The 23398-nt window shown below is 60.8% G+C and carries 22 protein-coding genes; 9 read left to right on the forward strand and 13 right to left on the reverse strand.

The window, feature by feature from the left end:
- The first annotated feature begins 83 nt into the window (after window positions 1-83).
- The 3 genes from KW838_RS22985 to KW838_RS22995 all read left to right on the forward strand — a co-directional run bounded on the left by KW838_RS22985 (window position 84) and on the right by KW838_RS22995 (window position 3485).
- The gene (locus tag KW838_RS22985; RefSeq protein ID WP_007972869.1) at window positions 84-491 is read left to right on the forward strand and encodes an RNA-binding S4 domain-containing protein; all 408 of its coding nucleotides are present in this window, start codon (window positions 84-86) and stop codon (window positions 489-491) included.
- A 369-nt stretch (window positions 492-860) separates the two neighbouring features.
- A complete protein-coding gene (gene hslO / locus KW838_RS22990; protein WP_102700226.1) occupies window positions 861-1763 on the forward strand; it encodes an Hsp33 family molecular chaperone HslO in 903 nt (300 codons plus the stop codon).
- Window positions 1764-1943: 180 nt separating this feature from the next.
- A complete protein-coding gene (locus KW838_RS22995) occupies window positions 1944-3485 on the forward strand; it encodes a phosphoenolpyruvate carboxykinase (RefSeq protein WP_015093023.1) in 1542 nt (513 codons plus the stop codon).
- Window positions 3486-3621: 136 nt separating this feature from the next.
- Here KW838_RS22995 and KW838_RS23000 read toward each other — a convergent pair whose 3' ends face one another.
- The 4 genes from KW838_RS23000 to KW838_RS23015 form a co-directional block, all read right to left on the reverse strand.
- A complete protein-coding gene (locus tag KW838_RS23000; RefSeq protein WP_218503723.1) occupies window positions 3622-3978 on the reverse strand; it encodes a DUF1493 family protein in 357 nt (118 codons plus the stop codon).
- A 293-nt stretch (window positions 3979-4271) separates the two neighbouring features.
- A complete protein-coding gene (locus KW838_RS23005; protein WP_218503681.1) occupies window positions 4272-4571 on the reverse strand; it encodes a hypothetical protein in 300 nt (99 codons plus the stop codon).
- A 353-nt stretch (window positions 4572-4924) separates the two neighbouring features.
- On the reverse strand, window positions 4925-5263 hold the full coding sequence (locus tag KW838_RS23010) for a hypothetical protein (RefSeq protein WP_104451210.1): 339 nt from the start codon (window positions 5261-5263) through the stop codon (window positions 4925-4927).
- A gap of 395 nt (window positions 5264-5658) precedes the next feature.
- Window positions 5659-6723 carry a S8 family peptidase gene (locus KW838_RS23015; RefSeq protein WP_218503682.1) on the reverse strand — a complete coding sequence of 355 codons (1065 nt, stop codon included), beginning with the start codon at window positions 6721-6723 and terminating at the stop codon, window positions 5659-5661.
- A gap of 263 nt (window positions 6724-6986) precedes the next feature.
- Between KW838_RS23015 and KW838_RS23020 the strand changes: the two genes are divergently transcribed.
- The 3 genes from KW838_RS23020 to KW838_RS23030 all read left to right on the forward strand — a co-directional run bounded on the left by KW838_RS23020 (window position 6987) and on the right by KW838_RS23030 (window position 10977).
- On the forward strand, window positions 6987-8921 hold the full coding sequence (locus tag KW838_RS23020) for an ATP-dependent DNA helicase RecQ (protein ID WP_218503683.1): 1935 nt from the start codon (window positions 6987-6989) through the stop codon (window positions 8919-8921).
- A 230-nt stretch (window positions 8922-9151) separates the two neighbouring features.
- Entirely contained in the window at window positions 9152-10378 is a 1227-nt protein-coding gene (locus KW838_RS23025; protein WP_218503684.1) for a 3-hydroxyacyl-CoA dehydrogenase, read from the forward strand.
- A 176-nt stretch (window positions 10379-10554) separates the two neighbouring features.
- A complete protein-coding gene (locus KW838_RS23030) occupies window positions 10555-10977 on the forward strand; it encodes a thioesterase family protein (RefSeq protein ID WP_218503685.1) in 423 nt (140 codons plus the stop codon).
- 66 nt (window positions 10978-11043) lie between these two features.
- Here KW838_RS23030 and KW838_RS23035 read toward each other — a convergent pair whose 3' ends face one another.
- The 4 genes from KW838_RS23035 to KW838_RS23050 all read right to left on the reverse strand — a co-directional run bounded on the left by KW838_RS23035 (window position 11044) and on the right by KW838_RS23050 (window position 15983).
- A complete protein-coding gene (locus KW838_RS23035) occupies window positions 11044-11535 on the reverse strand; it encodes a glycine zipper domain-containing protein (protein ID WP_102700234.1) in 492 nt (163 codons plus the stop codon).
- Window positions 11536-11818: 283 nt separating this feature from the next.
- A complete protein-coding gene (locus tag KW838_RS23040) occupies window positions 11819-14167 on the reverse strand; it encodes an FdhF/YdeP family oxidoreductase (RefSeq protein ID WP_218503686.1) in 2349 nt (782 codons plus the stop codon).
- Window positions 14164-15003: a formate dehydrogenase accessory sulfurtransferase FdhD gene (gene fdhD, locus KW838_RS23045; protein ID WP_218503687.1), complete on the reverse strand. Its 840-nt coding sequence runs from the start codon at window positions 15001-15003 to the stop codon at window positions 14164-14166. Before fdhD ends, KW838_RS23040 begins: the two co-directional genes overlap by 4 nt.
- Window positions 15004-15095: 92 nt before the next feature.
- A complete protein-coding gene (locus KW838_RS23050) occupies window positions 15096-15983 on the reverse strand; it encodes a LysR family transcriptional regulator (RefSeq protein ID WP_116580868.1) in 888 nt (295 codons plus the stop codon).
- 129 nt (window positions 15984-16112) lie between these two features.
- Between KW838_RS23050 and lysM the strand changes: the two genes are divergently transcribed.
- Window positions 16113-16553 (forward strand): peptidoglycan-binding protein LysM, encoded by a 441-nt coding sequence (gene lysM / locus KW838_RS23055; protein WP_218503688.1) that lies wholly within the window; start codon window positions 16113-16115, stop codon window positions 16551-16553.
- Window positions 16554-16682: 129 nt separating this feature from the next.
- Here lysM and yrfG read toward each other — a convergent pair whose 3' ends face one another.
- Window positions 16683-17345 (reverse strand): GMP/IMP nucleotidase, encoded by a 663-nt coding sequence (yrfG, locus tag KW838_RS23060; RefSeq protein ID WP_218503689.1) that lies wholly within the window; start codon window positions 17343-17345, stop codon window positions 16683-16685.
- A gap of 88 nt (window positions 17346-17433) precedes the next feature.
- Here yrfG and nudE point away from each other — a divergent pair, with 88 nt between their 5' ends.
- The gene (nudE, locus tag KW838_RS23065; protein WP_007972833.1) at window positions 17434-18000 is read left to right on the forward strand and encodes an ADP compounds hydrolase NudE; all 567 of its coding nucleotides are present in this window, start codon (window positions 17434-17436) and stop codon (window positions 17998-18000) included.
- Window positions 17997-18824, forward strand: coding sequence for a 3'(2'),5'-bisphosphate nucleotidase CysQ (gene cysQ / locus KW838_RS23070; protein ID WP_218503690.1), 828 nt, complete (start codon window positions 17997-17999; stop codon window positions 18822-18824). The genes nudE and cysQ overlap by 4 nt, the downstream gene beginning before the upstream one ends.
- A 154-nt stretch (window positions 18825-18978) precedes the next feature.
- Here cysQ and KW838_RS23075 read toward each other — a convergent pair whose 3' ends face one another.
- The 4 genes from KW838_RS23075 to rfbC all read right to left on the reverse strand — a co-directional run bounded on the left by KW838_RS23075 (window position 18979) and on the right by rfbC (window position 23314).
- The gene (locus KW838_RS23075) at window positions 18979-19434 is read right to left on the reverse strand and encodes a YiiD C-terminal domain-containing protein (protein WP_095964528.1); all 456 of its coding nucleotides are present in this window, start codon (window positions 19432-19434) and stop codon (window positions 18979-18981) included.
- 41 nt (window positions 19435-19475) lie between these two features.
- Entirely contained in the window at window positions 19476-20870 is a 1395-nt protein-coding gene (locus tag KW838_RS23080; RefSeq protein ID WP_218503691.1) for a sigma-54 dependent transcriptional regulator, read from the reverse strand.
- Window positions 20867-22675 (reverse strand): ATP-binding protein, encoded by a 1809-nt coding sequence (locus tag KW838_RS23085; RefSeq protein WP_218503692.1) that lies wholly within the window; start codon window positions 22673-22675, stop codon window positions 20867-20869. Before KW838_RS23085 ends, KW838_RS23080 begins: the two co-directional genes overlap by 4 nt.
- Before the next feature lie 93 nt (window positions 22676-22768).
- Window positions 22769-23314: a dTDP-4-dehydrorhamnose 3,5-epimerase gene (gene rfbC, locus KW838_RS23090; RefSeq protein WP_218503693.1), complete on the reverse strand. Its 546-nt coding sequence runs from the start codon at window positions 23312-23314 to the stop codon at window positions 22769-22771.
- Between the last annotated feature and the right edge of the window lie 84 nt (window positions 23315-23398).

Raw genomic sequence — 23398 nt, forward strand, 5'->3', positions numbered from 1 at the left:
GTATTGTAATCCGAGCCGGTGAAATTCTTGGTACGTCAGAAACGGTAGTACAGTTCACCAATATTTCAGAATGAGGAAATTCCATGGCACAAAAAAACGAAGAGGACGACAAAGTCCGCCTCGATAAATGGTTGTGGGCTGCACGATTCTACAAGACCCGCGCCCTGGCCAAGGCGGCGATTGAAAGCGGCAAAGTGCATTGCCGGGGCGAACGCTGCAAGCCGGGTAAAGAGCCACGGGTCGGCGACGAGTTTGTGATCCGTACCGGCTTCGAGGAGCGCACGGTGGTGGTCCAGGCGTTGTCGATCGTTCGCCGTGGCGCACCGGAGGCGCAGATGCTGTACGCCGAAACGGAAGCCAGCATCGCCAAGCGCGAAAACGCCGCCGCCGAGCGCAAGGCAGGCGCCCTGGGCGTGAGCACCGATGGCAAACCGAGCAAGAAACAGCGACGGGACCTGTTCAAGTTTCGTGGCAGCAGCAACGATGGCTAAAAGATCGCAGCCTGCGGCAGCTCCTACACGGGCCTGAGCGGACCTCTGTAGGAGCTGCCGAAGGCTGCGATCTTTTCAAGGGCTCTTGCAATTGCCCCGATCAGCAACCATATCGGGTGATTCGCCAGCGGCGCATCGAGCGGTTAAACAGCCACTCGTCGAAAATCACCACAGCCTCTGATCCATAGGCCATAACCAAAAGGCCGGTAGCATCTGAGGACAAGGCTTGCGCTTCGCCCCCTTGTTTGGAGCAAACCGCGGATTGCTCCTAAAATGCCGGACATGGCTGAGCTTGCGCACCCACCGGCGCTGCCAACGCGCGATTTTCACCGTTGTAACCCATTGTTACCCATTCAGATACCCAGACTTATGACTGACCTACCGGATAACGACTTCACCCAACGCTTCATCTTCGATGACAGCGACACCCGTGGCGAGCTGGTCTCGTTGGAGCTCAGCTACGCCGAAGTCCTGGCCAAACACGCCTACCCGCAGCCGGTCGCGCAACTGCTCGGTGAGCTGATGGCGGCCGCATCGTTGCTGGTCGGCGCGATGAAGTTCGATGGCTTGCTGATTCTGCAAGCCCGTTCCGAAGGCCCGATCCCGCTGCTGATGATCGAGTGCTCCAGCGAGCGCGACATCCGTGGCTTGGCCCGTTACGACGCGGACCGTATCGCACCTGACGCGACCTTGGCCGACCTGATGCCGGACGGCGTGCTGGCGTTGACCATCGACCCGACTCAGGGCCAGCGTTATCAGGGCATCGTCGACCTCGACGGCGCCACCCTGTCGGAATGCTTCACCAACTATTTCGTCATGTCCCAGCAAATCGGCACGCGTTTCTGGCTGTACGCCGACGGCCGTCGCGCCCGTGGCCTGTTGCTGCAACAACTGCCTGCCGACCGTTTGAAGGACGAAGACGAGCGCGCCGCCAGCTGGCAGCACCTCACCACCCTGGGCGGCACGCTGACCGCCGATGAACTGCTGGGCCTGGACAACGAAACCGTACTGCATCGCCTGTACCACGACGAGCAGGTGCGCCTGTTCGATGTGCAGAAGTTGCGCTTCCGCTGCAGCTGCTCGCGCGAACGTTCGGCTAATGCGCTGGTCAGTCTGGGTGTGGAAGATGCGCAGCAATTGGTGGTCGAACACGGTGGCAACATCGAAATCGATTGCCAGTTCTGTAACCAGCGCTACCTGTTCGATGCCGCCGATGTCACCCAATTGTTCGCCGGCGCGGGTATCGAGACGCCGTCAGATACCCGTCACTAAAACGGTTCAGCGCAGGTAAATTCACTGGCTACCGCCGGATTAACGCCGTTACGACAGGAGGGGCCTACTTTTTTTGGGCTTTTCTGGCATAATCCGGCCCACTTTTTTCGCGGTAGTAGTGCACGACTTTCTACTACAAAAACGTTTGGAGCACTCGGCCACTGGCCGACGGGGAACCTCATGACGCAAGCCAACAATGCCGTGTACACCGATCTGAGTGTTGATGATCTGGTTAAAGAAGCCCTCAATCGCGGTGAAGGCGAGCTTGCCGATACCGGCGCACTGGTTGTTCGTACCGGTCACCGTACCGGCCGTTCGCCAGTCGATCGTTTCATCGTTGATGAGCCGAGCACCACAGGCGCCATCGCCTGGGGCCCGATCAACCGCAAGTTCCCGGCCGACAAGTTCGACGCCCTGTGGGACCGTGTTGAAGCTTTCAACAACGCGCAAGAGCATTTCGTTTCCCACGTGCATGTAGGTGCGGCTTCCGAGCACTACCTGGCCGTGAAGATGACCACCCAGACTGCCTGGCAGAACCTGTTCGGCCGTTGCCTGTTCATCAACCCGGCTCAGTACAACCCGGCGGGTCGTGACGAGTGGCAGGTCCTCAACGTTGCCAACTTCGAATGCGTGCCAGAGCGTGACGGCACCAACTCCGACGGCTGCGTGATCATCAACTTCGCACAGAAGAAAGTGCTGATCGCCGGCATGCGTTACGCCGGTGAGATGAAGAAAGCCATGTTCTCGGTGCAGAACTTCCTGCTGCCGGCTGCCGACGTACTGCCAATGCACTGCGCCGCCAACATCGGCGAAGAAGGCGACGTGACCCTGTTCTTCGGTCTGTCCGGCACTGGCAAGACCACCCTGTCCGCCGACGAAAGCCGTTACCTGATCGGTGACGACGAACACGGCTGGGGCGAAGGCGTGGTGTTCAACATCGAAGGCGGTTGCTATGCCAAGTGCATCGACCTGTCCGAGAAGAACGAGCCGGTTATCTGGAAAGCCATCAAGCACGGCGCGGTATTGGAAAACGTCGTTATCGACGATGCCAAGCACGCCGACTACGCCGATGTCAGCCTGACCCAGAACAGCCGCGCCGCCTACCCGCTGGAGCACGTTGCCAAGCGTTCCGAGAAGAACCTCGGTGGCGAGCCGAACGCTGTGATCTTCCTGACCTGCGACCTGACCGGTGTGCTGCCGCCAGTCTCGATCCTCAACGAAGAACAAGCGGCCTACCACTTCCTGTCCGGCTACACCGCACTGGTGGGCTCGACTGAAATGGGTTCAGGCAGCGGCATCAAGTCGACCTTCTCCACCTGCTTCGGCGCACCGTTCTTCCCGCGTCCGGCCGGCGAATACGCTGAACTGCTGATCAAGCGCATCCGCGGCTTCGGCTCCAAGGTCTACCTGGTCAACACCGGCTGGACCGGCGGTGGCTACGGCGTCGGCAAACGCTTCAACATCCCGACCACCCGTGCGGTGATCGCAGCGATCCAGAGCGGCGCGCTGATCGGCACCGAGACCGAGCACCTGGACACCATCAACCTCGACGTGCCAGTGGCCGTACCGGGCGTTGAGACTGGCCTGCTGAACCCACGCAACACCTGGGCCGACAAGCCATCCTACGACGAAGCCGCCAAAGCACTGGCCGGCCTGTTCATCGAGAACTTCAAGAAGTTCGAAGTGAGCGACGCGATCAAGGCTGCGGGTCCAAAGTTGTAAGTGTTGGATTGAGCTAACGAAAAAGCCGCCCTTCGGGGCGGCTTTTTTGTGGGTGCGATTCGGAGGGTGTGAGGCGCAGCTACCATTATTCCAGCTGAAAAGGCTTCAAACGGCCAGAATAATGACACTTACGCGATCAATCGATCCCTTCCAGCTTTCGCGTATCCCAACGTTGCGCTTTTATCGCTTGGTAAAGCATTTCGATAGTCAGTGGAACCTTGTCGCCACGCCCCTTCGCCCGTCGCTTGAGAAACACATCAAAGCCTTCAGGCTGGAAGTAGCGATAGGCATCGTAGTCGACGAAGTCGATGGCGAACTGTTCTTCCAGTGCTTCCATCAGGTGCCGGGCATCAGCGCCTTCGCAGCCCAGATCAAAGTTGATCGAGGTGTTGAGGCTAATGGTTCTGCGTTCGGGTAGCCCGATTTCTTCGTGCAGCAACTGCATGAGCAGTTGCATGACGTGGTCGTCCGGGAAGTTGGGAGCGAGGTTCATTGCGGGGTGTCCGGTTGGGCTTGGGCGGATCTTATGGGTTGCCGAGCGCGAGAGGAAGGCGCGACTGACTTGATCGTTCCTGGGCGCAATGTTTTCAGGTCGCGGGGACGGCTGACGTTCATCCCGCAGGATCTCGTTCATCTGTTGCACGCTTTCCATTAGCTCATTAAAAAACTTGCTCATGGTTATCTCCTGCGCTCGATGACGGCTTTCCATGCGTTTTGTCCGTTGGATCAGATTTATTCTTTTTGATCGTTCCCATGCAGAACATGGGAACTGATCTTCACGCAACGTCAGACCGGGGCTTTCCAGTTGAGCATCCGTTGCTGGGCGACTTTGAGCAGGTCGCAGCCGTCCTGGGTCAGCAGGTAGAGCGCATGGGTGATGTGCGGGATGTCTTCGAGGTCGCCTTGGTCGAAGCTTTGGCAGTGCAGGGTTCGGAGCAGATCGCTGGAAGCCCGGATGCGCTGGAGGGCGGCTTCGAGGATGTCTTGGGGGTTGGCTTCTGTGTCGATGATCAGGGGCGGGGAATCGGTGAGGTTGGTGTGGAGTGGGAGATAGCGTTCGTTGGTGAGCGGGTTCCATTTGTTCATAGGGATTTTCTCTTTTAGTAGCCGATGAACCGCCGCTATCGTGACCAAGCGATGGGAGGCGGACTGTGTTCAGGTTGGTCAAACCAGGGAGAGATAACCCGGGTACGCCGAAGCGTCCCAAACACAGCCGCCATAAAGCGTGCCGACAAAAAGATGTCGGCAGCATACAAGCGCATGCATTAGTTTTCTCTCATTTTCAGGTGACCAAACCCGAGTCGCTGATTTGGCAGCGACAGCCCGGACTATAGGATTGACTGAATGGTTATCGATAGCCGACAAGGTGTCTTGTTTTGTAGGACCTTGCCGAAGCTTTCATAGGTCGTTGCTGACGGCGTTATCCACAGTGGACCGCGTTATCGTTTTTCGCGAGCAAGCCCGCTCCCACAGGGAGTTGTGGTGGGACAAGCAACATGTTTCGGCAAGCGCTGGCGGGCGATGTCGAGCAGGTCGTTGCCGTCCTGGGTCAGCAGGTACAGGGCGCTGACGATATTGGGGATGTCGCTCGCTTCGGCCTGTTTGAAGCAGGTGCAATAAAGGGTTTCGAGCAGGTCGCTGGCGGCGCGGATGCGTTGTCGGGCGGCATCGAGGATCTCGTAGGGGTCGGCCTCGGTATCGATGACCAGCACCGGGGTTTCGCTGTAGCGGGTCTTTAGCGGGTGGTAGCGGGCTGTCAGTGAGTCGGGGTTTTTCATTGAGTGCGTCCTGTGCGAAATCGGCAAGTGTTCCCGGCAGGCCGAGACACTGTTTTCAGCCGCGCAGGAAACTATAGGAGCGGATGGTGCTGGGGGACAAGACGGCTGAGATCGACAGGCTTTGTAAGGGTTTTGTCATATTTGGAGGAAGGGGACTACAGGTTGTTGGTGGGTTTTCAACGTGAAATGGCGAAAAGTAAAAATGCTTACAGCGTTCTCAGTCGCTTCGCAGTAAATCTCGGTAGAAGGTGCCTCGGACAATGTCGGGTGTTTCGAGTTTTACAGTGGCTGTGCTGGCCTCTTCCCAAGCAAGCCGCTTCCACAAGGAACTTGAGTCGTGTGGGTGGTTCAGACTGGCGAGGTTATCTCGACGCTGCCGAACGACCCATACAGACTTACTCGGTCATGACTTCTGGCGCTTGGCGCGAGGCTGCCTCCAGATCCATCAGGCCTCTACCGTACGCTTCACTGTTGGCATAGACGCCAGTCCGGTTCGCCGTCGCCAGCAGACGCTCGCGCACTTGCTGCGCAGTGAGCTCGGGGTAACGACTTTGCAGTGCCGCCAATGCGCCGCTGACCAGCGCGGCAGCAGGCGAGGTGCCAGCCGTCTGGGTGTAGGTGCCATCCTTGTTGGTGGTCAGCAGGCCTTGCCCTGCACCGGAGTCGCCACCCGGTACAGCAATGCACCAGGCTGCCGCCACGCCACAATAGTTGGATTTGGCATTGATGGCGCTGCCGTCGTTTTTCAACGCAACCACCGCGATCCAGCCTTTTTCCAGTTCGGGTAGGGCGACAGGCAAGCCGGGTTCAGCCAAGGGTTCTCGTTTCAGTTCATTGCCGGTAGGGAAAACAAAGACGGCGCCGTCCTCAACCAGTTTCCGCGCGGTCACCAGAGATTGCGGCATGACTTGCTTGTAACGCGCCTCGTTGATTTCGGTCGCAGGAATGGCGTTGGCCCACGAGTTGTTGAGGATGCGCGCGCCCTTGTCGAAACCTGCTTGCCAGGACTGAGCGATTTCACCGTCGAAGAAAAAGGGTTCGTTGTCGTCGCCGAAGCGATAGGGGATCAGCTGTGCGTTGAACGCGACGCCGTGCATGCCCTGGTCATCCTTGTTGGCTGCGAGGATGCCGGCCATCTGGGTGCCGTGGCCGACCCGATCAAAAGTACCGACCTGATTCTCGACATGGTCAAAACCCGGATCACGGAGCCTTCCTCGAAACGCCGGCAGGCTGCTGTTCAGACCCGAATCGATCAGTGCGACAGCCACACCCTGGCCGGTGCCGCCGCGGGCATAAAGACTTGATGCGTTGACAATCGCCAGGCCTTTCTGGGCCTGATACTCCGGCGTTTCAAAGGCTGCCGTGTCCAGGGAAGGCTGTTCCGGGACGGTCAGGCATCCGTTCAAAAGAAGGGGGAGTGCGAGCGTGCAGGCCAGCGGAAAAAAGTGTTTTTGGGGCATGGTCGTTCCTTGATAAGGATCCGCGTATCTCACGCTTCCTGCATGATGGACACCTGGCGGAAGTTGATGGCGGTAAACCATACCGGCTGACGGAAGGCCGAGATCAGTGGGCAAAGTGCCTTCTGTGTTTCAACCTATGGCCAGGGATCGGTGGGTTGGGACGCTGTATCATCCCGTATCGTTTTCGCCCCCGACCTTTTCTCGACTCGCTGCAATCGCCGGCTAGGCTTTTGACTCCGCAGCGGTCAATGGAGTGACAGCTTATGCACAACACCCTGGAACAGGTTTTCGGTTATCCACAGTTTCGACCCGGTCAGGAGGCGGCCGTCAGTGCCGTGTTGGCCGGGCGTTCGGCGGCGGCGATTTTCCCCACCGGTTCCGGCAAGTCCCTTTGCTACCAATTGCCGGCGCTGTTGCTGCCGCACCTGACGCTGGTGGTCTCGCCGTTGCTGGCGTTGATGCAGGATCAACTGGCGTTCCTGCAACGCCACGGCATCTCGGCGGGCAGTATCGATTCGGCCCAGAGCCGCGAAGACGCCAGCGACGTCATGGCTCGGGCAAAATCCGGCGAACTGAAGATTCTGATGATCTCGGTGGAACGCCTGAAGAACGAACGCTTCCGACATTTTTTGCAGCAAGTACCGATCTCGCTGCTGGTGGTGGACGAGGCGCATTGCATCTCCGAATGGGGGCACAACTTTCGCCCGGACTACCTCAAGCTTCCCGACTATCAACGCCAGTTCAATATCCCTCAGGTGCTGCTGCTGACCGCAACGGCGACACCCAAGGTCATCGCCGACATGCAGGCGAAATTCGCCATCGCCGCCGACGATGTGGTGACCACCGGTTTCTATCGTCCGAACCTCAATTTGCTAGTGGAGCCGGTTCGTGGAGCGGACAAGCGCCGACGCCTCGTCGAGTGGATGAGCCAGCGTGCGGACCAGCCGAGCATCGTCTACGTCACCCTGCAGAAAACGGCGGAACACATCGCCGAACACCTGAACCGCAACGGCATTCAGGCCGAGGCCTATCACGCCGGGTTGCCCCATGAGCAACGGGAAGCGATCCAGCGTCGCTTCATGGGCGGGCAGTCCAATTGCATCGTCGCCACCATCGCTTTCGGCATGGGCATCGACAAAAGCGATATCCGCAATGTGGTGCATTTCGACCTGCCCAAATCCATCGAAAACTACAGCCAGGAAATCGGTCGCGCCGGGCGTGACGGGCAGCCGTCGGACTGCCTGGTATTGGCCAACCGCGACAGCCTCAACGTGCTGGAGAACTTCGTCTACGGCGACACCCCCGAGCTCGATGGCATCCGTTGTGTGCTGGACGAGATGCTGGCCGCTGCACCCGAAGGGCAGTGGGAGTTTCTGCTGGGGCCGTTGGCGGATCAGAGCAATATTCGCCAATTGCCGCTCAAGACCTTGCTGGTGCAACTTGAATTGCGCGGGTTGATCGCCCCGCGTTACGCCTACTACGCCGAGTATCGATTCAAGTATCTGGAGGAGCCCGAGGCGCTGTTGGCGCGTTTTGAAGGCGAGCGCAGGGATTTTGTCGCTGCGATCATCCAGACCTCCAGCCGCGCCCGGACCTGGGCCACGGTGAATTTCGAGACGTTGCACGAGCAGCATCAGGCCGAGCGCAGTCGGGTGGTCAAGGCGCTGGACTACTTCCAGGAGAAGGGTTGGGTGGAGCTCGAAAGCAAGCAGATGACCGAGGTCTACAGCGTGCTGCAAAGCGGGTTCGACAGCGCCGCGTTGAGCGAAGAGCTGCACCGTTATTTCACTCGGCATGAACACACCGAGATCGCGCGGATACACGCGATGCTGGATCTGTTCGCCACCGACCGTTGCCTGGGCTATCGCCTGGCCGAGTATTTCGGCGACCACAATGCTCCGCAGCAATGCGGCCATTGTTCGGTGTGTCATGGGCAAGTCGCGCGGCTACCGGCACCACCGGAATTGCCGGCGCTTGTGGATAAAAATTTCGAGGCGTTGTGTGGCGACTTTATCCACAGGCACGAGCAGCACACGGGCAACGTGCCTTCGGCTGAACGCGTGACGCGGTTTCTGTGCGGGATCAGCGTGCCGCTGTTCACCAAACTCAAGGCGCGGGCGATTCCCGGGTTTGCGGCGCTGGAAGATTATCCGTATGCCGGGGTACGCAGTTGGGCCGAGCGGCATCTGGCAGGCTGAACCACAACCCTTGTGGGAGCGAGCTTGCTCGCGATGAGGCCGGCACATTCAACAGTGATGGTGACTGACAAATCGCCATCGCGAGCAAGCTCGCTCCCACAGTGATTTGCGGTGTTATCAGGGGCTCATCCATCCGCTGAATGTTGCTCATCACAGGAATAAATTTCAAAAAAACGCGGTGGCTGACTATGGTGATGGCTGTCTTCGGATCGCCAACAAGAGAACAAAACATGAGCCAGACACCGTCGAATATTCAGCGCGCCGCCGTCATCGGCGCGGGCACCATGGGCCGTGGCATTGTCATGTGCCTGGCCAACGCCGGGGTGGCCGTGCAGTGGGTCGACAACAATCCGCAAATGCTGGAACAGGCAATGGCAACCGTGGCGGACACCTATGCCCACAGTGTGCGTCAGGGCCGCATTGATCAGGCAGAAGCCGACGCCCGTATCGCGCGGGTAACGGCGGCCGATGGTTATGTGGCCATCCGCGATGTCGACCTGGTCATCGAAGCGGTGTACGAAAACCTCGAGCTCAAGCAGAAAATCTTCCGTGAACTCGATGGCCTGCTCAAACCTGAGGCGATTCTGGCGAGCAATACTTCGGCGCTGGACATCGACGCTATCGCGGCCGTTACACGCCGGCCACAGCAAGTGCTGGGCCTGCATTTCTTCAGCCCGGCGCACATCATGAAGCTGCTGGAAATCGTCCGTGGCGCACAGACTGCTCCAGCAGTCCTCGACGCGGCGCTGGCGCTCGGCCAGCGCATGGGCAAGGTCAGTGTGGTGGCGGGCAATTGCGACGGTTTCATCGGCAACCGCATGCTCAATACTTATGTGCTTGAGGCGCGGAAAATGCTGCTGGAGGGTGCCTATCCCTACCAGGTGGACGCAGCGCTGCAAGGGTTCGGTTTCGCCATGGGGCCGTTCCGCATGTTCGACGTGGTGGGCGTCGACCTGCAGTGGCGCGCGCGGCAACTGTCCGGTGTCGGGCAGGACGCGCCTGAAGTTCAGGTGGATAACCGACTGTGCGAGATGGAACGTTTCGGCCAAAAGAATGGCAACGGTTTTTACCACTATGAACCGGGCAGCCGTCAGGCCGAGTACGATCCGCAGGTCGATGCTCTGGTGCTTCAAGTCAGTGAAGAGCTGGGGTTTCAGCGTCGTGAGATCGGCCCGGAGGAGATTCTCGAGCGCTGCTTGCTGGCACTGGTCAACGAAGGCGCGAAGATCCTGCAGGAAGGCATTGCCGGATCGGCTCGGGATATCGATCTGGTCTACCTCAATGGTTACGGTTTCCCGGCGGACAAGGGCGGGCCGATGGCCTGGGCGGATCAGCAGGGGTTGGCGGACATCCATCGGCGCCTGATCGACCTTGAGGCGCGTCAGGGCGATCACTGGAATCCGGCGCGGTTGATTGGCGAGTTGGCGGCGGCGGGCAAGGGCTTTGCTGACCAGTGATTGATGTGGCGCCTGCAAGGGCGCCTTCGCGAGCAAGCCCGCTCCCACAGTGTTACTTCATTGTCTGCAAAATGTGTGTTCGGCGATGATCGAATGTGGGAGCGAGCCTGCTCGCGAAGAACGATAACGCAGTTTTCACCTTAGACTTGGTGAACCCATTCCAGGATGCAACGCTGATGCCCCAACGCACCGATTACCCCCACTTCCAGCCCATCACCACTCGTTGGCACGACAACGACGCCTACGGTCACGTCAACAACGTCACCTATTACAGCTTCTTCGATACGGCGGTGAACACTTACCTGATTGAAGTCGGCGGCCTGAATATCCATGACGGTGAGGTGGTGGGGTTCGTGGTGAGCTCCTCCTGTGATTACTTTGCTTCCATCGCGTTCCCGGACCGTATCGAGATCGGTCTACGCGTGGGCAAGTTGGGCAACAGTTCGGTGCAATACGAGCTGGCCGTGTTCAGGCAAGGCGAGGATGAAGCCTGTGCGGCAGGGCGCTTCGTCCATGTGTTTGTCGACCGCGGGTCGAATCAACCCGTGGCGATTCCTGCCGGGTTACGCGGGGCGCTGGAGCGTCTGGTGGTTCACTAAGGCAAAAAAAATCGCAGCCCTTGGGCTGCGATTTTTGTTGTACTGATCAGCGAGGCGCTCGAGGCCTTAGTCGCGGTAATGCTTGTGGTGGTGCTTGCGATGGCCATAGGCATGGCCGCGGCCTGGATGGCCGTCACGGTAGTAACGACGATCACCATGGCCGCGATACGAACGACGATCGTCGTCGTCATCATTATCGTATTCTTTGCCCATGTAGTTACCCAACGCGCCACCGGCACCGCCGCCTGCTGCGGCGCCGATCAGGCTGCCGGTGGTGCCGCCCACGCTGCGGCCGACCACGTTACCGCCCGCTGCACCCAGCGCACCGCCAATGGCCGCTTCGCCACGGCTGTGTTTGTTTGCGCCGACGGCACTACCACCCGCGCCACCCAGGGCCGCGCCGATGGTGGAACCTGTACTGCCGCCTAACGACTGACCGACGACCGAGCCTAGAACCCCGCCCAATGCGCCGCCTACACCGGCTTCGGTGGTGCCGCCAGCAGACGCGAAACCGCTGACCAGGCCAAGGGACAACAAGAGAATCGAGGAGAACTTCATGGAGGAACCTCAAGGGGATGACGGCGCGATCCTGAGGCTCTGGAATGGGCGTGACAATCGAAATCCGACGAATAACACGACTTGTATACAATATTGCAAGTTACTGTTTTTTGGGTGGAACTTAACGTTTTTTTGCCGGTCTTTTACTACTTCGCAAAGGCCGTTTCCATGAGGGAACGGCCTTTTTTGTGGGCGTAAGGAATGCTTTTGAGTGGGGCATTAAAGTCAAAAGATCGCAGCCTGCGGCAGCTCCTACAGTGCGGTGCGATCTCTTGATATTCGGTTAAGCAGACCTGGCCATGATCAACCCGGTCTCGCTCGCCGCTTCCAACCGGATCGCCACGAACTTCGATGTCGGGGTATGGCTGCCATCGCCGGTACTTTCCAGCGGCACCAGCGGATTCACTTCCGGGTAGTACGCCGCCGCTTGGCCGGCCGGGATGTCGAATGCCAGCAGGGTGAAGCCTTTCACCCGACGTTCAACACCATCGTCCCAGAGTGAAACGATGTCGGCCTTCTGCCCCGGTTTGAAGCCCAGGCGAATGATGTCGGCCTCGTTGACGAACAACACGTCGCGTTGTCCCTTCACCCCGCGATAGCGGTCATTCAGGCCGTAGATCGTGGTGTTGTACTGATCGTGGGAGCGCATCGATTGCATGATCAGGTCCGGCAGCACACCGGTGGCGCGGGTGCGTTCGTGCACCAGGTCTTTGGGCAGTGCGTTGGGGCGGAAATTGGCCCGGCCTGAGGGGGTGTTCCACTTGCGTGCGCCGGCACTGTTGCCCAGGTAGAAACCGCCGGGATTCTTGACCTTCTCGTTGAAGTCCGTGAAACCGGGAATGGTCTCGGCGATCAGGTCGCGGATGCGGCTGTAGTCGGCTACCAGCCAGTTCCAGTCCACCGGGTGGCTGCCCAGGGTCGCGGCAGCGATGCCGGCCAGGATCGCCGGTTCCGAGCGCATCTGGTTCGACAGTGGCTGCAACTGGCCATTGGAGGCGTGGACCATGCTGAACGAGTCTTCGACGGTGATCGCTTGCGGGCCTTCGTTCTGGATATCGATGTCGGTGCGGCCCAGGCACGGCAGGATCAACGCGTCCTTGCCGTGGGTCAAATGGCTGCGGTTGAGCTTGGTGCTGATCTGCACGGTCAGGTCACAGTTTTGCAACGCCTGGAATGTGCGCGGGCTGTCCGGCGTGGCCTGGGCGAAGTTGCCGCCCAGGCCGATGAAGACTTTCGCCCGGCCTTCGGCCATGGCATGAATCGCCTCGACCACGTTGTGGCCGTTGTGGCGTGGCACCTTGAACTGGAAGCGGCGTTCCAGGGCATCGAGAAAGGTTGCCGGCGGACGCTCGTTGATGCCCATGGTCCGGTCGCCCTGCACGTTGCTGTGACCCCGCACCGGGCACAGGCCGGCACCCGGGCGGCCAACGTTGCCGCGCAGCAGCATCAGGTTGGCGATCTCCTGGATGGTCGCCACCGAATGGCGATGCTGGGTGATACCCATGGCCCAGCACATGATGACGTTCTTGCCCTTGGCGTACATGCGCGCCGCTTGCTCGATCTCGACCAGGGTCAGGCCGGACTGCTCGACGATCTGCTCCCACGGGGTGTCGTCGATGACTGCCAGGTACTCCAGCACATTGGCGCTGTGCTCATTGAGGAAGTCATGGTCGAACACCGCGGGTGCGCCGGTTTTCTGTGCGTCGCGTTCCCACAGCAAGAGAAATTTCGCCATGCCGCGCATGATCGCCATGTCGCCACCGAGGGCCGGGCGGAAGAACGCGGTGTTGGTCGGCTTGTCGCCGTTGGTGAGCATTTCGATCGGGTGCTGCGGGTGCTGGAAACGTTCCAGGCCGCGTTCCTTGAGCGGGTTGATGCACACCACTTGCGCACCGCGTTTCACCGCTTCACGCAGCGGTTCGAGCATGCGTGGGTGGTTGGTGCCGGGGTTCTGGCCCCAGACGAAAATCGCATCGGCGTGTTCGAAATCGTCGAACGTCACGGTGCCTTTGCCGACGCCGACACTTTGCGACAGCGCCACACCGCTGGCCTCGTGGCACATGTTCGAACAGTCAGGGAAGTTGTTGGTGCCGTAGGCGCGCACGAACAGCTGATACAAATAAGCCGCTTCGTTGCTGGCACGGCCCGAGGTGTAGAACTCGGCCTGGTCCGGGCTGGACAAGCCGTTCAGGTGTTTGGCGATCAGCGCGAAGGCGTCGTCCCAACTGATCGGTTTATAGCGGTCCGTTTCGGCGTCGTAGCTCATCGGCTCGGTCAGGCGACCCTGGTATTCGAGCCAGTAGTCGCTCTGCTCCAGCAACGAAGTGACGCTGTGTCTGGCGAAGAATTTGGCGTCGACACGGCGCTTGGTCGCTTCCCAGTTCACCGCCTTGGCGCCGTTCTCGCAGAACATCACCATGCCCTTTTCCGGAGAATCGCCCCAGGCGCAACCCGGGCAGTCGAAGCCACCGTTCTGGTTGGTCTTGAGCATGATGCGCAGGTTTTTCAGTGCGTTGTCGCTGGTCAACCAGGCTTGGGCCACACTGATCAGAGCGCCCCAGCCACCGGCAGGACCTTTGTAGGGCTTGTAGCGAGGGACGGGGGTCTGGTCGGCTTGACGGTGTTGACTCACGCTTGATTCTCCAACGTTGGGCTGTAGACCCGCGGCGCATTCTTCTGTGGCAAATGGATGAGGTTGAGGTTGTGGCGCCGAGCCCATTGCACGGCAAGGCCCGTGGGCGACGACAGGCTGACCAGGGTCTGGATGCCGGCGCGCAGGACTTTCTGGATCAACTCGAGACTGCAGCGGCTGGTGACAATCGCCAGCCCGCCGGCGGTCGGAATGTTCTGGCGGACAAGGGCACCGATCAGCTTGTCGAGGGCGTTGTGTCGGCCTATGTCTTCGCGGCCCATCAGCAACTCACCCTGATCGTTCATGAACACTGCAGCGTGCACCGCACCGCAATGCTGGCCCAAAGGCTGGAAGGCGCCGATGCGCTGGCGCAGGCCATTGAGCCATTCAACGGGTGGCAGCGGGGCACCGGGCAATACCTGAAGGTCCGGCAAGGCCTGCTCGACCGCTTCCACGCCGCACAGCCCGCAACCGCTGGTGCCGGCCAGTTGCCGACGCTGCTGCTTGAGGTTCCAGAAGGCGCGATTGGCGATGGTCACTTGCGCGTATTGCGCCGAGCCCGAGCCGGTCAGTTGCAGGTCGTAGATGTCCGCGGCGTCCTGGATGATGCCGCTGCCCAGGCTGAAGCCGACAATGAAGTCTTCCAGATCCGTCGGCGTTACCAGCATGACCGCCTGGCTGATGCCGTTGTAGGCAATCGCCAGCGCGACTTCCTCGGCCAGCGCGGTGCTGTCCGATTCCAAGTATTCAAAGTTGCTGTAGCTGTACGTCTGGCTGGCGGCGGGCGCGGGCGTTTCGAGGGCAGGCGCCGCGCAGGCAGGGCGCTTGGTGTTCATGGCATCACCCACGGTCTGATCAGCTTTAAGACTAGGCGCGGCAAACTGTCGCGTCTAATCGCTAATACTGATCTACCGATAGATGCCGTCGATCAAGCGCTCGCCAGTGATTGCTGATAGATCGCGAAACAGGCTTCCGCCAGGGCCGAACGTGGCGCGCTGCGACGCATGATCAGCCCCAGGCGGCCAAGGGTCTGGGCGTTCTCGATCGGTTGCAGGCGCAAGTGCTCGGTCAGCCCTTCGAGGCCACCGTCCAAGGGCATCACGGCGCAACACAGGCCGCCGTGCACGGCTTGAAGCAGTTGATGGACGGCGTCGGTCTGCAGCAAGGGTTGCGGGGTGAGGCCGCGGCTATGGAAGTTATGGTCGATGGACTGGCGAAAGTGCATGCCGCTGGTGAGCATGCCCAGTGGCAGTTCGATCAATGATTCCCAGCTCAGCGGCGCCTCGCCAAAGGTGAAGAAACGTTGGTCGTAGAGCAGGCCCATGCGGGTTTCGCTGAAGGCCAGGGAGTCGAAATGTTCGGCGTCCAGGCGTTCCAGGTAGGAAACACCGAGATCCAGGCGATTGTTCGCCAGTTGTTCGAGGATCTGCTCCGAACTCAAGGCTGAAAGCTCGAAGCGCAGGTTCGGGTGTTCGGCGTGCAGGCGTTGCAGCAGCGGCAGCGGATCGAAGCTCGACAACGGCACCATACCCAGGCGCAACGTGCCGACCAGATTGCCGCGACAGGCGGCGGCCTCGGCATACAAGCCGTCATAGGCCGCCAACACCGTGCGCGCCCAGGCCAGCACCCGCTCGCCCGGCGCGGTGAAGCCTTCGAAACGCTGGCCGCGATTGACCAGCGGCAGGTCGAGTTCTTCTTCGAGGCTGCGCAGGCGCATGGACAGGGTCGGCTGGGTGATGTGGCAGCGTGCGGCGGCCTGGCCGAAATGGCGGGTTTCGTCGAGCGCGATGAGGAATTTCAGCTGCTTGATGTCCATCTTCGCTCCTGGGCGCGGGAAGGGTGCGGATTCTATCGCAAGCGGGGTCATTGGTCGGGTTGGATTCGCAAGTGGCGGCCGTGGTCTAGGCTTTTGCGTCTGGAACCCCAAACCCAAGGAGAGTGCACCATGAGTCTTTTGAGCTTTGTGAAGGAAGCAGGCGAAAAACTGCTGGATCTGCTGACGCCAGGCAACGCCAATGCCAGTGAGCAGTTGAAGGAGCACATCAACAAGGTCGGCCTGGGCAACCCGAATGTGCAAGCGACGGTCGATGGTGACAAGGTGACCGTGACCGGCGAAGTGGCAAGCCAGGAAGAGAAGGAAAAAATTCTGTTGGCCGTGGGCAATATTGCCGGGGTTGGCAGCGTGGATGATCAGATCACTGTGACCGGGCCGGTGGTGAAGGCCGCGGTGTTTGTCACCGTCGTGAAGGGCGACACCCTCAGCGCGATTTCCAAGCGCGTGTACGGCGATGCCAACAAGTACAACAAGATTTTCGAAGCCAACAAGCCGATGCTGTCGCACCCGGACAAAATCTACCCAGGTCAGTCGTTGCGAATTCCCGAGTAAGTCGTCAAACCGTGTGATGGCCATCGCGGGCAAGCCACGCTCCCACAGAATCTGAGCCGTTTCACAAAGGACGCGAACGACGCAGATCCTGTGGGAGCGTGGCTTGCCCGCGAAGCAGGCGCCTCGGTATCAAAGTCCTGCGATCAAATCCCGATAATCCCCGACCGCCGCAAACTCCGCCGTGTCCTTCGGACCCTTGCGACTATCCGGCTCGCGCACGGCCAGCAAATGCGCCACACCAAAATCCCGCGCACTGCGCAGGATCGGCAAGGTGTCGTCGATGAACAGGCTGCGCGCCGGGTCGAAATCGATATCGGCTTGCAGCGCATCCCAGAACTGCGGGTTTTCCTTGGGGAAACCATAGTCATGGGAACTGATCAGGCGTTCGAAGTAGGGCGCCAGTTCGATTTTTTCCAGCTTCAACGACAGCGCATCCCGATGGGCGTTGGTGATCAGCACCACGCGCTTTCCGGCCCGTTTGATGGCCGTCAGAAAGGTGTCGGCATCCGGGCGCAGGGCGATCAGATGCGCGGTTTCCAGTTTCAGGTCGCGCACCGACAGCTTCAGTTCGGCACTCCAGAAGTCCAGGCAGTACCACTGCAACTGGCCGGCATTGCTTTCGAACAACGGCTGCAATTCCATCTCGGCCATGGCCCGGCTGACCCCGTGCAATTCGGCGTAACGCTGGGGCAGGTGCTCCATCCAGAAGTGGTTGTCGAAATGCAGGTCCAGCAACGTGCCGTCCATGTCCAGCAGAACGGTATCGATGTCGGACCAGGGTAATGAAGGCATGGCAACGTCTCGGGCAGTAGAAAGATTTCTGGCGTAAACAAACGGGAAAGCCGCGTTATAGTAGCGCGTTCACGCCAAGGAGCTTTGCATGCGCCAGAAACCCACCATACTCGCCCGCGAAATTGTCGCCACCAGTCGATTGTTCTGCGTGGAGGAGCTGAAGCTGCGCTTTTCCAACGGCGTGGAGCGTACGTATGAGCGCCTGGTTGGCAAAGGGGCCGGGTACGGCGCGGTCATGATCGTGGCGATGCTCGATGCCGAGCATGCGGTGCTGGTCGAGGAGTATTGCGGCGGCACCGATGAATACGAAATGTCTTTGCCCAAGGGTTTGATCGAGCCCGGCGAAGACGTGTTGGCGGCGGCCGAGCGTGAGCTCAAGGAAGAGGCCGGGTTCGGCGCGCGACAGCTGGAGCACCTGACCGAGTTGTCGCTGTCCCCCGGTTACATGAGCCAGAAGATTCAGGTGGTGCTGGCCACCGACCTCTACGAAGCGCGCCTGGAAGGCGACGAACCCGAGCCGATGCGGGTGGACAAGGTCAATCTGCGTGAACTCTCGGCGCTGGCGCAAAATCCGCAATTCACCGAAGGCCGTGCCTTGGCGGCGCTGTACCTGGCCCGAGACCTGCTGACTCAGCGCGGAGCGTTCCAGTCATGAACTTCCCGCATCCGTTGATGGCACCGGTCATTGAGCTGGCCCTGCGGGCCGGTGATGCGATCCTGCCGTTCTGGCGTACAGGCACGGCCGTCACGGCGAAGGCTGATGATTCGCCGGTGACCGCTGCTGACCTGGCCGCGCACCACCTGATTCTGGCCGGACTGACGGCGCTGGATCCGGGCATCCCGGTGCTCTCCGAAGAGGACGCCAACATTGCGCAAAGCGTGCGGGCCGGATGGCAGCGCTGGTGGCTGGTCGATCCGCTGGACGGTACCAAGGAATTCATCAGCGGCAGCGAAGAGTTCACCGTCAACATCGCCCTGATCGAAAACGGTCGGGTGGTGTTCGGCGTGGTGTCGATGCCGACCAATGGTCGTTTCTATGTCGGCGGCGCCGGCCTCGGCGCCTGGCGTGGGGATAAAGGTGGTACGCCAGTGGCGATCAAGGTGCGTGATGCGCTAGCGCCGGGTGAGTCATTCACCGTAGTGGCCAGCCGTCGCCATTCGAGCCCGGAGCAGGAGCGTTTGCTGGCCGGGTTGAGCGCCAGTCTTGGCGAGCTGCAATTGGCCAACATCGGCAGTTCGCTGAAATTCTGTTTGCTGGCAGAAGGGGCCGCGGATTGCTATCCGCGCCTGGCACCGACTTCGCAGTGGGACACGGCGGCCGCCCAAGGCGTACTGGAAGGTGCGGGCGGTGAAGTGCTGGAGTTGAGCGGAGAGCCGTTCAGCTATCCGGCGCGGGAATCGCTGTTGAATGCGTTCTTTCTGGCGTTGCCGGCGAAGGCGGCGTGGCGGGAGAAGCTGCTGGAACTGGCACGCGCATAAGATCGTTCCCGCGCGCTGATGCAAAATCCTTGTGGGAGCGAGCTTGCTCCGGGCGGCGTTCCGACGATGGCGGTGGGTCAGGCAACTACAATGTGGGCCTGGACCACCCCATCGCGAGCAAGCTCGCTCCCACAGGTTTTGTGGTGGTCCCGATTTAGCGGTGCAACACGTACTGCCCGACAAACCTCACCGCATCCTCATCACGACCTTCATTGACGACCCGCGTATGCAGCGTCAACCGCGCTCGGCTGTACCGCTGGAACGTGGTCAAAAATTTCTTCCAGATCACCGGATCCGGCGCCTGGCAAATGGCGTTGGCATCGCCCGTCACCGGCAGCGGATAGCTGATCTGCCCTTCCTGAATCACGATGTGCCCGTCCGTGATGCCTTCTTCCTTGAGGCGCAGATGCAGCCAGCCCCAACCGGCCAGGACTGCGCCGCAATACAGGCTGCCGCCGAACATGGTGCTCTTGTGGTTGACGTTGGCGTCCAGCGGCAAGTGCAGGCGCAGTTGCTGGTCATGCCAGTCGAGCACTTTGAGGCCCATGTCCCGGGTGAGGGGAATGTCGTGATGGAGGACTGATTCCAGTTGTCGACTGTCGCGGCTCATTCAGGGGGCCTCTTGTTTGAAGTGGATGATTGGACGGTAGCTCAGTCGAGGTCCTCGGGGTGGGCCGAAGCGCCACTGTCCGAGAAGCTCAAACCGTGCTTGCGCAGTTTGTCGTGCAGGGTCTTGCGCGGAATGCCGAGGGCTTCGGCGACGCTGCGCACGGAGCTGTGCGAGCGTGCCAGTTCGGCGGCGATGAGGGTTTTTTCGAAGTTCTCCACTTGCTCGCTCAAACCGCCGCTGACCACTTCGACGCTATTGCCAGCGCCGCCTTCCGGCGTGCTGTTGTCGAGGGCCAGTTCCAGCCCGAGGGCAAAACGCTCGGCCGCATTTTGCAGCTCACGCACGTTGCCGGGCCAGGTGTGGCGCAGCAGCAAGGCACGTTGTCCCGGTTGCAGTTCATGGGGCGGCAAGCCGTGGCGGGCACTGGCTTCATCGGCGAAATGCTGGAACAGCATCAGTGCGTCTTCGCCCCGTTCGCGCAGGGGTGGAATCCGCAGCGGCGCGACATTCAGGCGGTAATACAAGTCGGCACGGAAGCGCCCTTGATCCGCTGCCTGGCGCAGGTCTTCCTTGGTCGCGGCGATGATGCGGATGTCCAGCGGGATCAGTTGATTGCCGCCCAGGCGTTCGACCACACGCTCCTGCAGCAAGCGCAGCAATTTGACCTGCACATCCAGGCTCATGCTTTCGATTTCATCGAGGAACAAGGTGCCGCCATTGGCGAATTCGAACTTGCCGATGCGGCGTTTCTGCGCGCCGGTGAAGGCGCCGGGCTCGTGGCCGAACAGCTCGCTTTCGACCACTGATTCGGCCAGGGCACCGGCATTGATCGCCACGAACGGACCGTTGCGACGGCCCGATAGATCGTGCAGTGCCCGGGCCACGACTTCTTTGCCGGCGCCGGTTTCGCCGAGAATCAGCACGTCGGCCCTGGTCGCGGCCAGGGCGCCGATCTGCTCGCGCAGGCGCAGCATCGAAGGTGAATGGCCAACCAGGCGGGCGCTCAGCTCGTTGCGGTCGCTCAAGGCCAACCGCAGGCTGCGGTTGTCCAGCACCAGCCGGCGCAGGGCCAACGCACGGCGCACGCTGTCGAGCAGGGCGTCGCTGGCGAACGGCTTCTCGAGAAAGTCATAGGCCCCGGCGCGCATGGCCTGCACCGCGAGTGGCACGTCGCCGTGGCCGGTGATCAGCAGCACTGGCAATTCAGGGTCCTGGGCGTGCAGCTCTGTCAGCAGTTCCAGACCGTCCATGCCGGGCATGCGGATGTCGCTGACCACCACACCCGGCCAGTCGCGCTCCAGTTGCCCGGCCAGGCCCTTGGCTTCGGCCAGCGGCAGGATCTTCAGGCCGGCCAGATCCAGCGTCTGGCTCAAGGCCTGGCGCAAGTGGGGATCGTCGTCGATCAACACGACCTGAATGCGGTTGTCGATGGTCATGCACTTCGGTCCTCGGACGGTTGCAGGCTCACGCCTGGTGCGCCTGCGCGCAGCTTCAGGGTAATCAGGGCGCCGCCTTCCTTGTGGTTGGCGAACGACAGTTCACCACCGAAGGCGCGCATCAGCGTTTCGCAAATCGCCAGCCCCAAGCCCAGGCCCTGGGTTCGGGTCTTGGTGGTGTAGAACGGCTCGCTGGCGCGTCCAAGGGCCTCCATGCAAAAGCCCGGGCCGTTGTCGCGAATGTACAGGTTGACGCCTTCGGCCGTGGATTGGGCACTCAACCAGAGTTTACGTGGCGGGCCTTTTTCCGTCAGGGCGTCCAGGGCGTTGGCCAGCAGGTTGCCGAGCACCTGGCGCAGGCGGGTTTCCCCGGCCTCGACCCACAGGGTGGCGGCGGGCAGATCACGGATCAGCTCGACGTCCATGCTGCGTCGGCGCTTGGCCAACAGGGCCAGGGCATCATCCAGCGCCGGTTGCAGGGCCACGCTTTCCGGGGCATGCCGGTCGCGCCGGGCAAAGGCGCGCAGGTGGGCGATGATCGAGGCCATGCGACCGGTCAATTCGCTGATCAGCTTGAGATTGCCGCGGGCATCGTCGGTGCGTTGGTGGTCGAGCAGCACCTCGGCGTTTTCCGCGTAGCTGCGAATCGCTGCCAGCGGCTGATTGAGTTCATGGCTGATGCTCGCCGACATGGTGCCCAGTGCCGACAGTTTGCCGGCCTGCACCAGATCGTCCTGGGCGCGTACCAGTTCCTGCTGGGCCTGTTCGCGTTCCAGTACTTCCTGTTTCAGGCGCCGGTTCAGGCCTTCGAGATCGCTGGTGCGCTCGGCGACCCGGCCTTCCAGTTCGCGGCGGGCCTTGGCTTCGAAAGCAATGCGTTCGAGGTAATGGCGGCGGCGCTGCATCATCAGGCCAAGCAACAGCATCAACACCAGCAGCGTTGCACCGCCGATGGCCACCACCGTGCGCACCGGCCGGTCGATCAAGGTGCGCGGGGCGAGGATACTGACATTCCAGCCGGTTTCGGCGATCTGCTGGGTCTGGGTCAGCCAGGCATTGGGATTGAGCTCCAGCGGTTTGGGCTCGCGGGTTGGATAGGGCTGGATCGCGGTGATGGCCTTGCTTTCCTCCTCGCTCAACGGACGGGTCGAGCGGAATCTCCACTCCGGTCGCGAGGTGAGAATGACCACGCCGTTATGGTCGGTCAGCAGCAGTTGTTCCGGGGTTTTGCCCCAGAGGCTTTCGGTGTGGTCGAGGTCGACCTTGACCACCAGCACACCGACGATTTTTTCGCCGTCGCGCACGCCGGCGGCGAAGAAGTAGCCGCGCTTGGCGGAGGTGGTACCCAAGCCAAAGAAGCGCCCGAGTCGCCCGGCCATGGCTTCACTGAAATACGGCCGGAAGGAAAAATTGCGCCCGACGAAACTGTCGTGCTTGTCCCAGTTGGAGGCGGCCAGCGTCTTGCCGGTGGCGTCCATCAGGTACATGACTTCGGCGCCGGTCTGGGTGGCGATATTTTTCAGCAGGCGGTTGGCATTGCCCTGGGTGACGCCATCGTCCGGCGCGCCGACAACGGCGCGCAGGGCCGGCAGGTCGCCGAGGATTTGCGGCAACACTTCATAGCGGTGCAGGGTACCCAACAGGTTGGCGACGTAGAGGTCGAGGGTCTGACGATTCTGGCTGGCCAGTTCGCTGCGGTAATAGCGCTCGGCCAGGTGCTCCAGCGGCCAAAGCAACGGCGCCAGGCACAGTGCCAGCAGGGCCAGGCTGCGCCAACGGGGTCTGGGGGGGAGAGTCGGTTTCATGAGCAGCATGCGCCTGTGGGTACAGGCGCATTATGCCTAGGCTTGCCCGCCTTGGGTCAGCGGCATCTTGATAGTCGAGCTTGCGCCGGCCTTTCAGGCAAAGACGTCGGCGTCCTTGAAAAACACGCCGGCCTGATCTTTGGCCGACAGCTGCGGCGTGCCTTCGAGTTGCCAGTCGATGGCCAGGTCCGGGTCGTCCCAGCGAATGCTGCGTTCGGCCGATGGCGTGTAGTAGTCGGTGGTTTTGTACAGGAACTCGGCAAATTCGCTCAGTACAACGAACCCGTGGGCAAAACCTTCCGGGACCCAGAGCTGCCGATGATTGGCGGAGGACAGCCGCACGGCGACCCATTGGCCGAAGTGCGGCGAGCTGCGACGAATGTCCACGGCGACGTCCAGCACTTCACCGACTGTGACGCGGACCAGTTTGCCCTGGGTATTTTCCAGCTGGTAATGCAGGCCGCGCAGCACACCCTTCTGCGAACGGGAGTGATTGTCTTGAACGAATTCAGTGTCCAGCCCGGTGGCCTCTTTGAAGGCCCTGGCGTTGAAACTCTCGTAGAAGAAACCACGCTCGTCACCAAAGACCTTGGGTTCGAGGATCAGAACACCGGGCAGGTCGGTGGTCACTACGTTCATGGTGGGCTCTCCAGTTGCATGCGTTTAATGGTCGCCATTCTTGCGCAAAGTGCTATTGGAGGCGAGACCCAGAACACCCATACC

The sequence above is a fragment of the Pseudomonas sp. PDM27 genome (genome assembly GCF_019219205.1).
Lineage (GTDB): Bacteria > Pseudomonadota > Gammaproteobacteria > Pseudomonadales > Pseudomonadaceae > Aquipseudomonas > Aquipseudomonas laurylsulfatiphila.

Bases quoted from the DNA above. Each gene is read 5' to 3' on its own strand.
- KW838_RS23050 (WP_116580868.1), bottom strand. From the start codon at position 15,983: ATGGACATCAAGCAGCTGAAATTCCTCATCGCGCTCGACGAAACCCGC.
- KW838_RS23025 (WP_218503684.1), top strand. From the start codon at position 9,152: ATGAGCCAGACACCGTCGAATATTCAGCGCGCCGCCGTCATCGGCGCG.
- KW838_RS23005 (WP_218503681.1), bottom strand. From the start codon at position 4,571: ATGAACAAATGGAACCCGCTCACCAACGAACGCTATCTCCCACTCCAC.
- nudE (WP_007972833.1), top strand. From the start codon at position 17,434: ATGCGCCAGAAACCCACCATACTCGCCCGCGAAATTGTCGCCACCAGT.
- lysM (WP_218503688.1), top strand. From the start codon at position 16,113: ATGAGTCTTTTGAGCTTTGTGAAGGAAGCAGGCGAAAAACTGCTGGAT.
- KW838_RS22995 (WP_015093023.1), top strand. From the start codon at position 1,944: ATGACGCAAGCCAACAATGCCGTGTACACCGATCTGAGTGTTGATGAT.
- KW838_RS23015 (WP_218503682.1), bottom strand. From the start codon at position 6,723: ATGCCCCAAAAACACTTTTTTCCGCTGGCCTGCACGCTCGCACTCCCC.
- KW838_RS22985 (WP_007972869.1), top strand. From the start codon at position 84: ATGGCACAAAAAAACGAAGAGGACGACAAAGTCCGCCTCGATAAATGG.
- yrfG (WP_218503689.1), bottom strand. From the start codon at position 17,345: ATGCCTTCATTACCCTGGTCCGACATCGATACCGTTCTGCTGGACATG.
- KW838_RS23020 (WP_218503683.1), top strand. From the start codon at position 6,987: ATGCACAACACCCTGGAACAGGTTTTCGGTTATCCACAGTTTCGACCC.
- KW838_RS23075 (WP_095964528.1), bottom strand. From the start codon at position 19,434: ATGAGCCGCGACAGTCGACAACTGGAATCAGTCCTCCATCACGACATT.
- KW838_RS23010 (WP_104451210.1), bottom strand. From the start codon at position 5,263: ATGAAAAACCCCGACTCACTGACAGCCCGCTACCACCCGCTAAAGACC.
- KW838_RS23080 (WP_218503691.1), bottom strand. From the start codon at position 20,870: ATGACCATCGACAACCGCATTCAGGTCGTGTTGATCGACGACGATCCC.
- rfbC (WP_218503693.1), bottom strand. From the start codon at position 23,314: ATGAACGTAGTGACCACCGACCTGCCCGGTGTTCTGATCCTCGAACCC.
- fdhD (WP_218503687.1), bottom strand. From the start codon at position 15,003: ATGAACACCAAGCGCCCTGCCTGCGCGGCGCCTGCCCTCGAAACGCCC.
- KW838_RS23035 (WP_102700234.1), bottom strand. From the start codon at position 11,535: ATGAAGTTCTCCTCGATTCTCTTGTTGTCCCTTGGCCTGGTCAGCGGT.
- KW838_RS23085 (WP_218503692.1), bottom strand. From the start codon at position 22,675: ATGAAACCGACTCTCCCCCCCAGACCCCGTTGGCGCAGCCTGGCCCTG.
- cysQ (WP_218503690.1), top strand. From the start codon at position 17,997: ATGAACTTCCCGCATCCGTTGATGGCACCGGTCATTGAGCTGGCCCTG.
- KW838_RS23000 (WP_218503723.1), bottom strand. From the start codon at position 3,978: ATGAACCTCGCTCCCAACTTCCCGGACGACCACGTCATGCAACTGCTC.
- hslO (WP_102700226.1), top strand. From the start codon at position 861: ATGACTGACCTACCGGATAACGACTTCACCCAACGCTTCATCTTCGAT.
- KW838_RS23030 (WP_218503685.1), top strand. From the start codon at position 10,555: ATGCCCCAACGCACCGATTACCCCCACTTCCAGCCCATCACCACTCGT.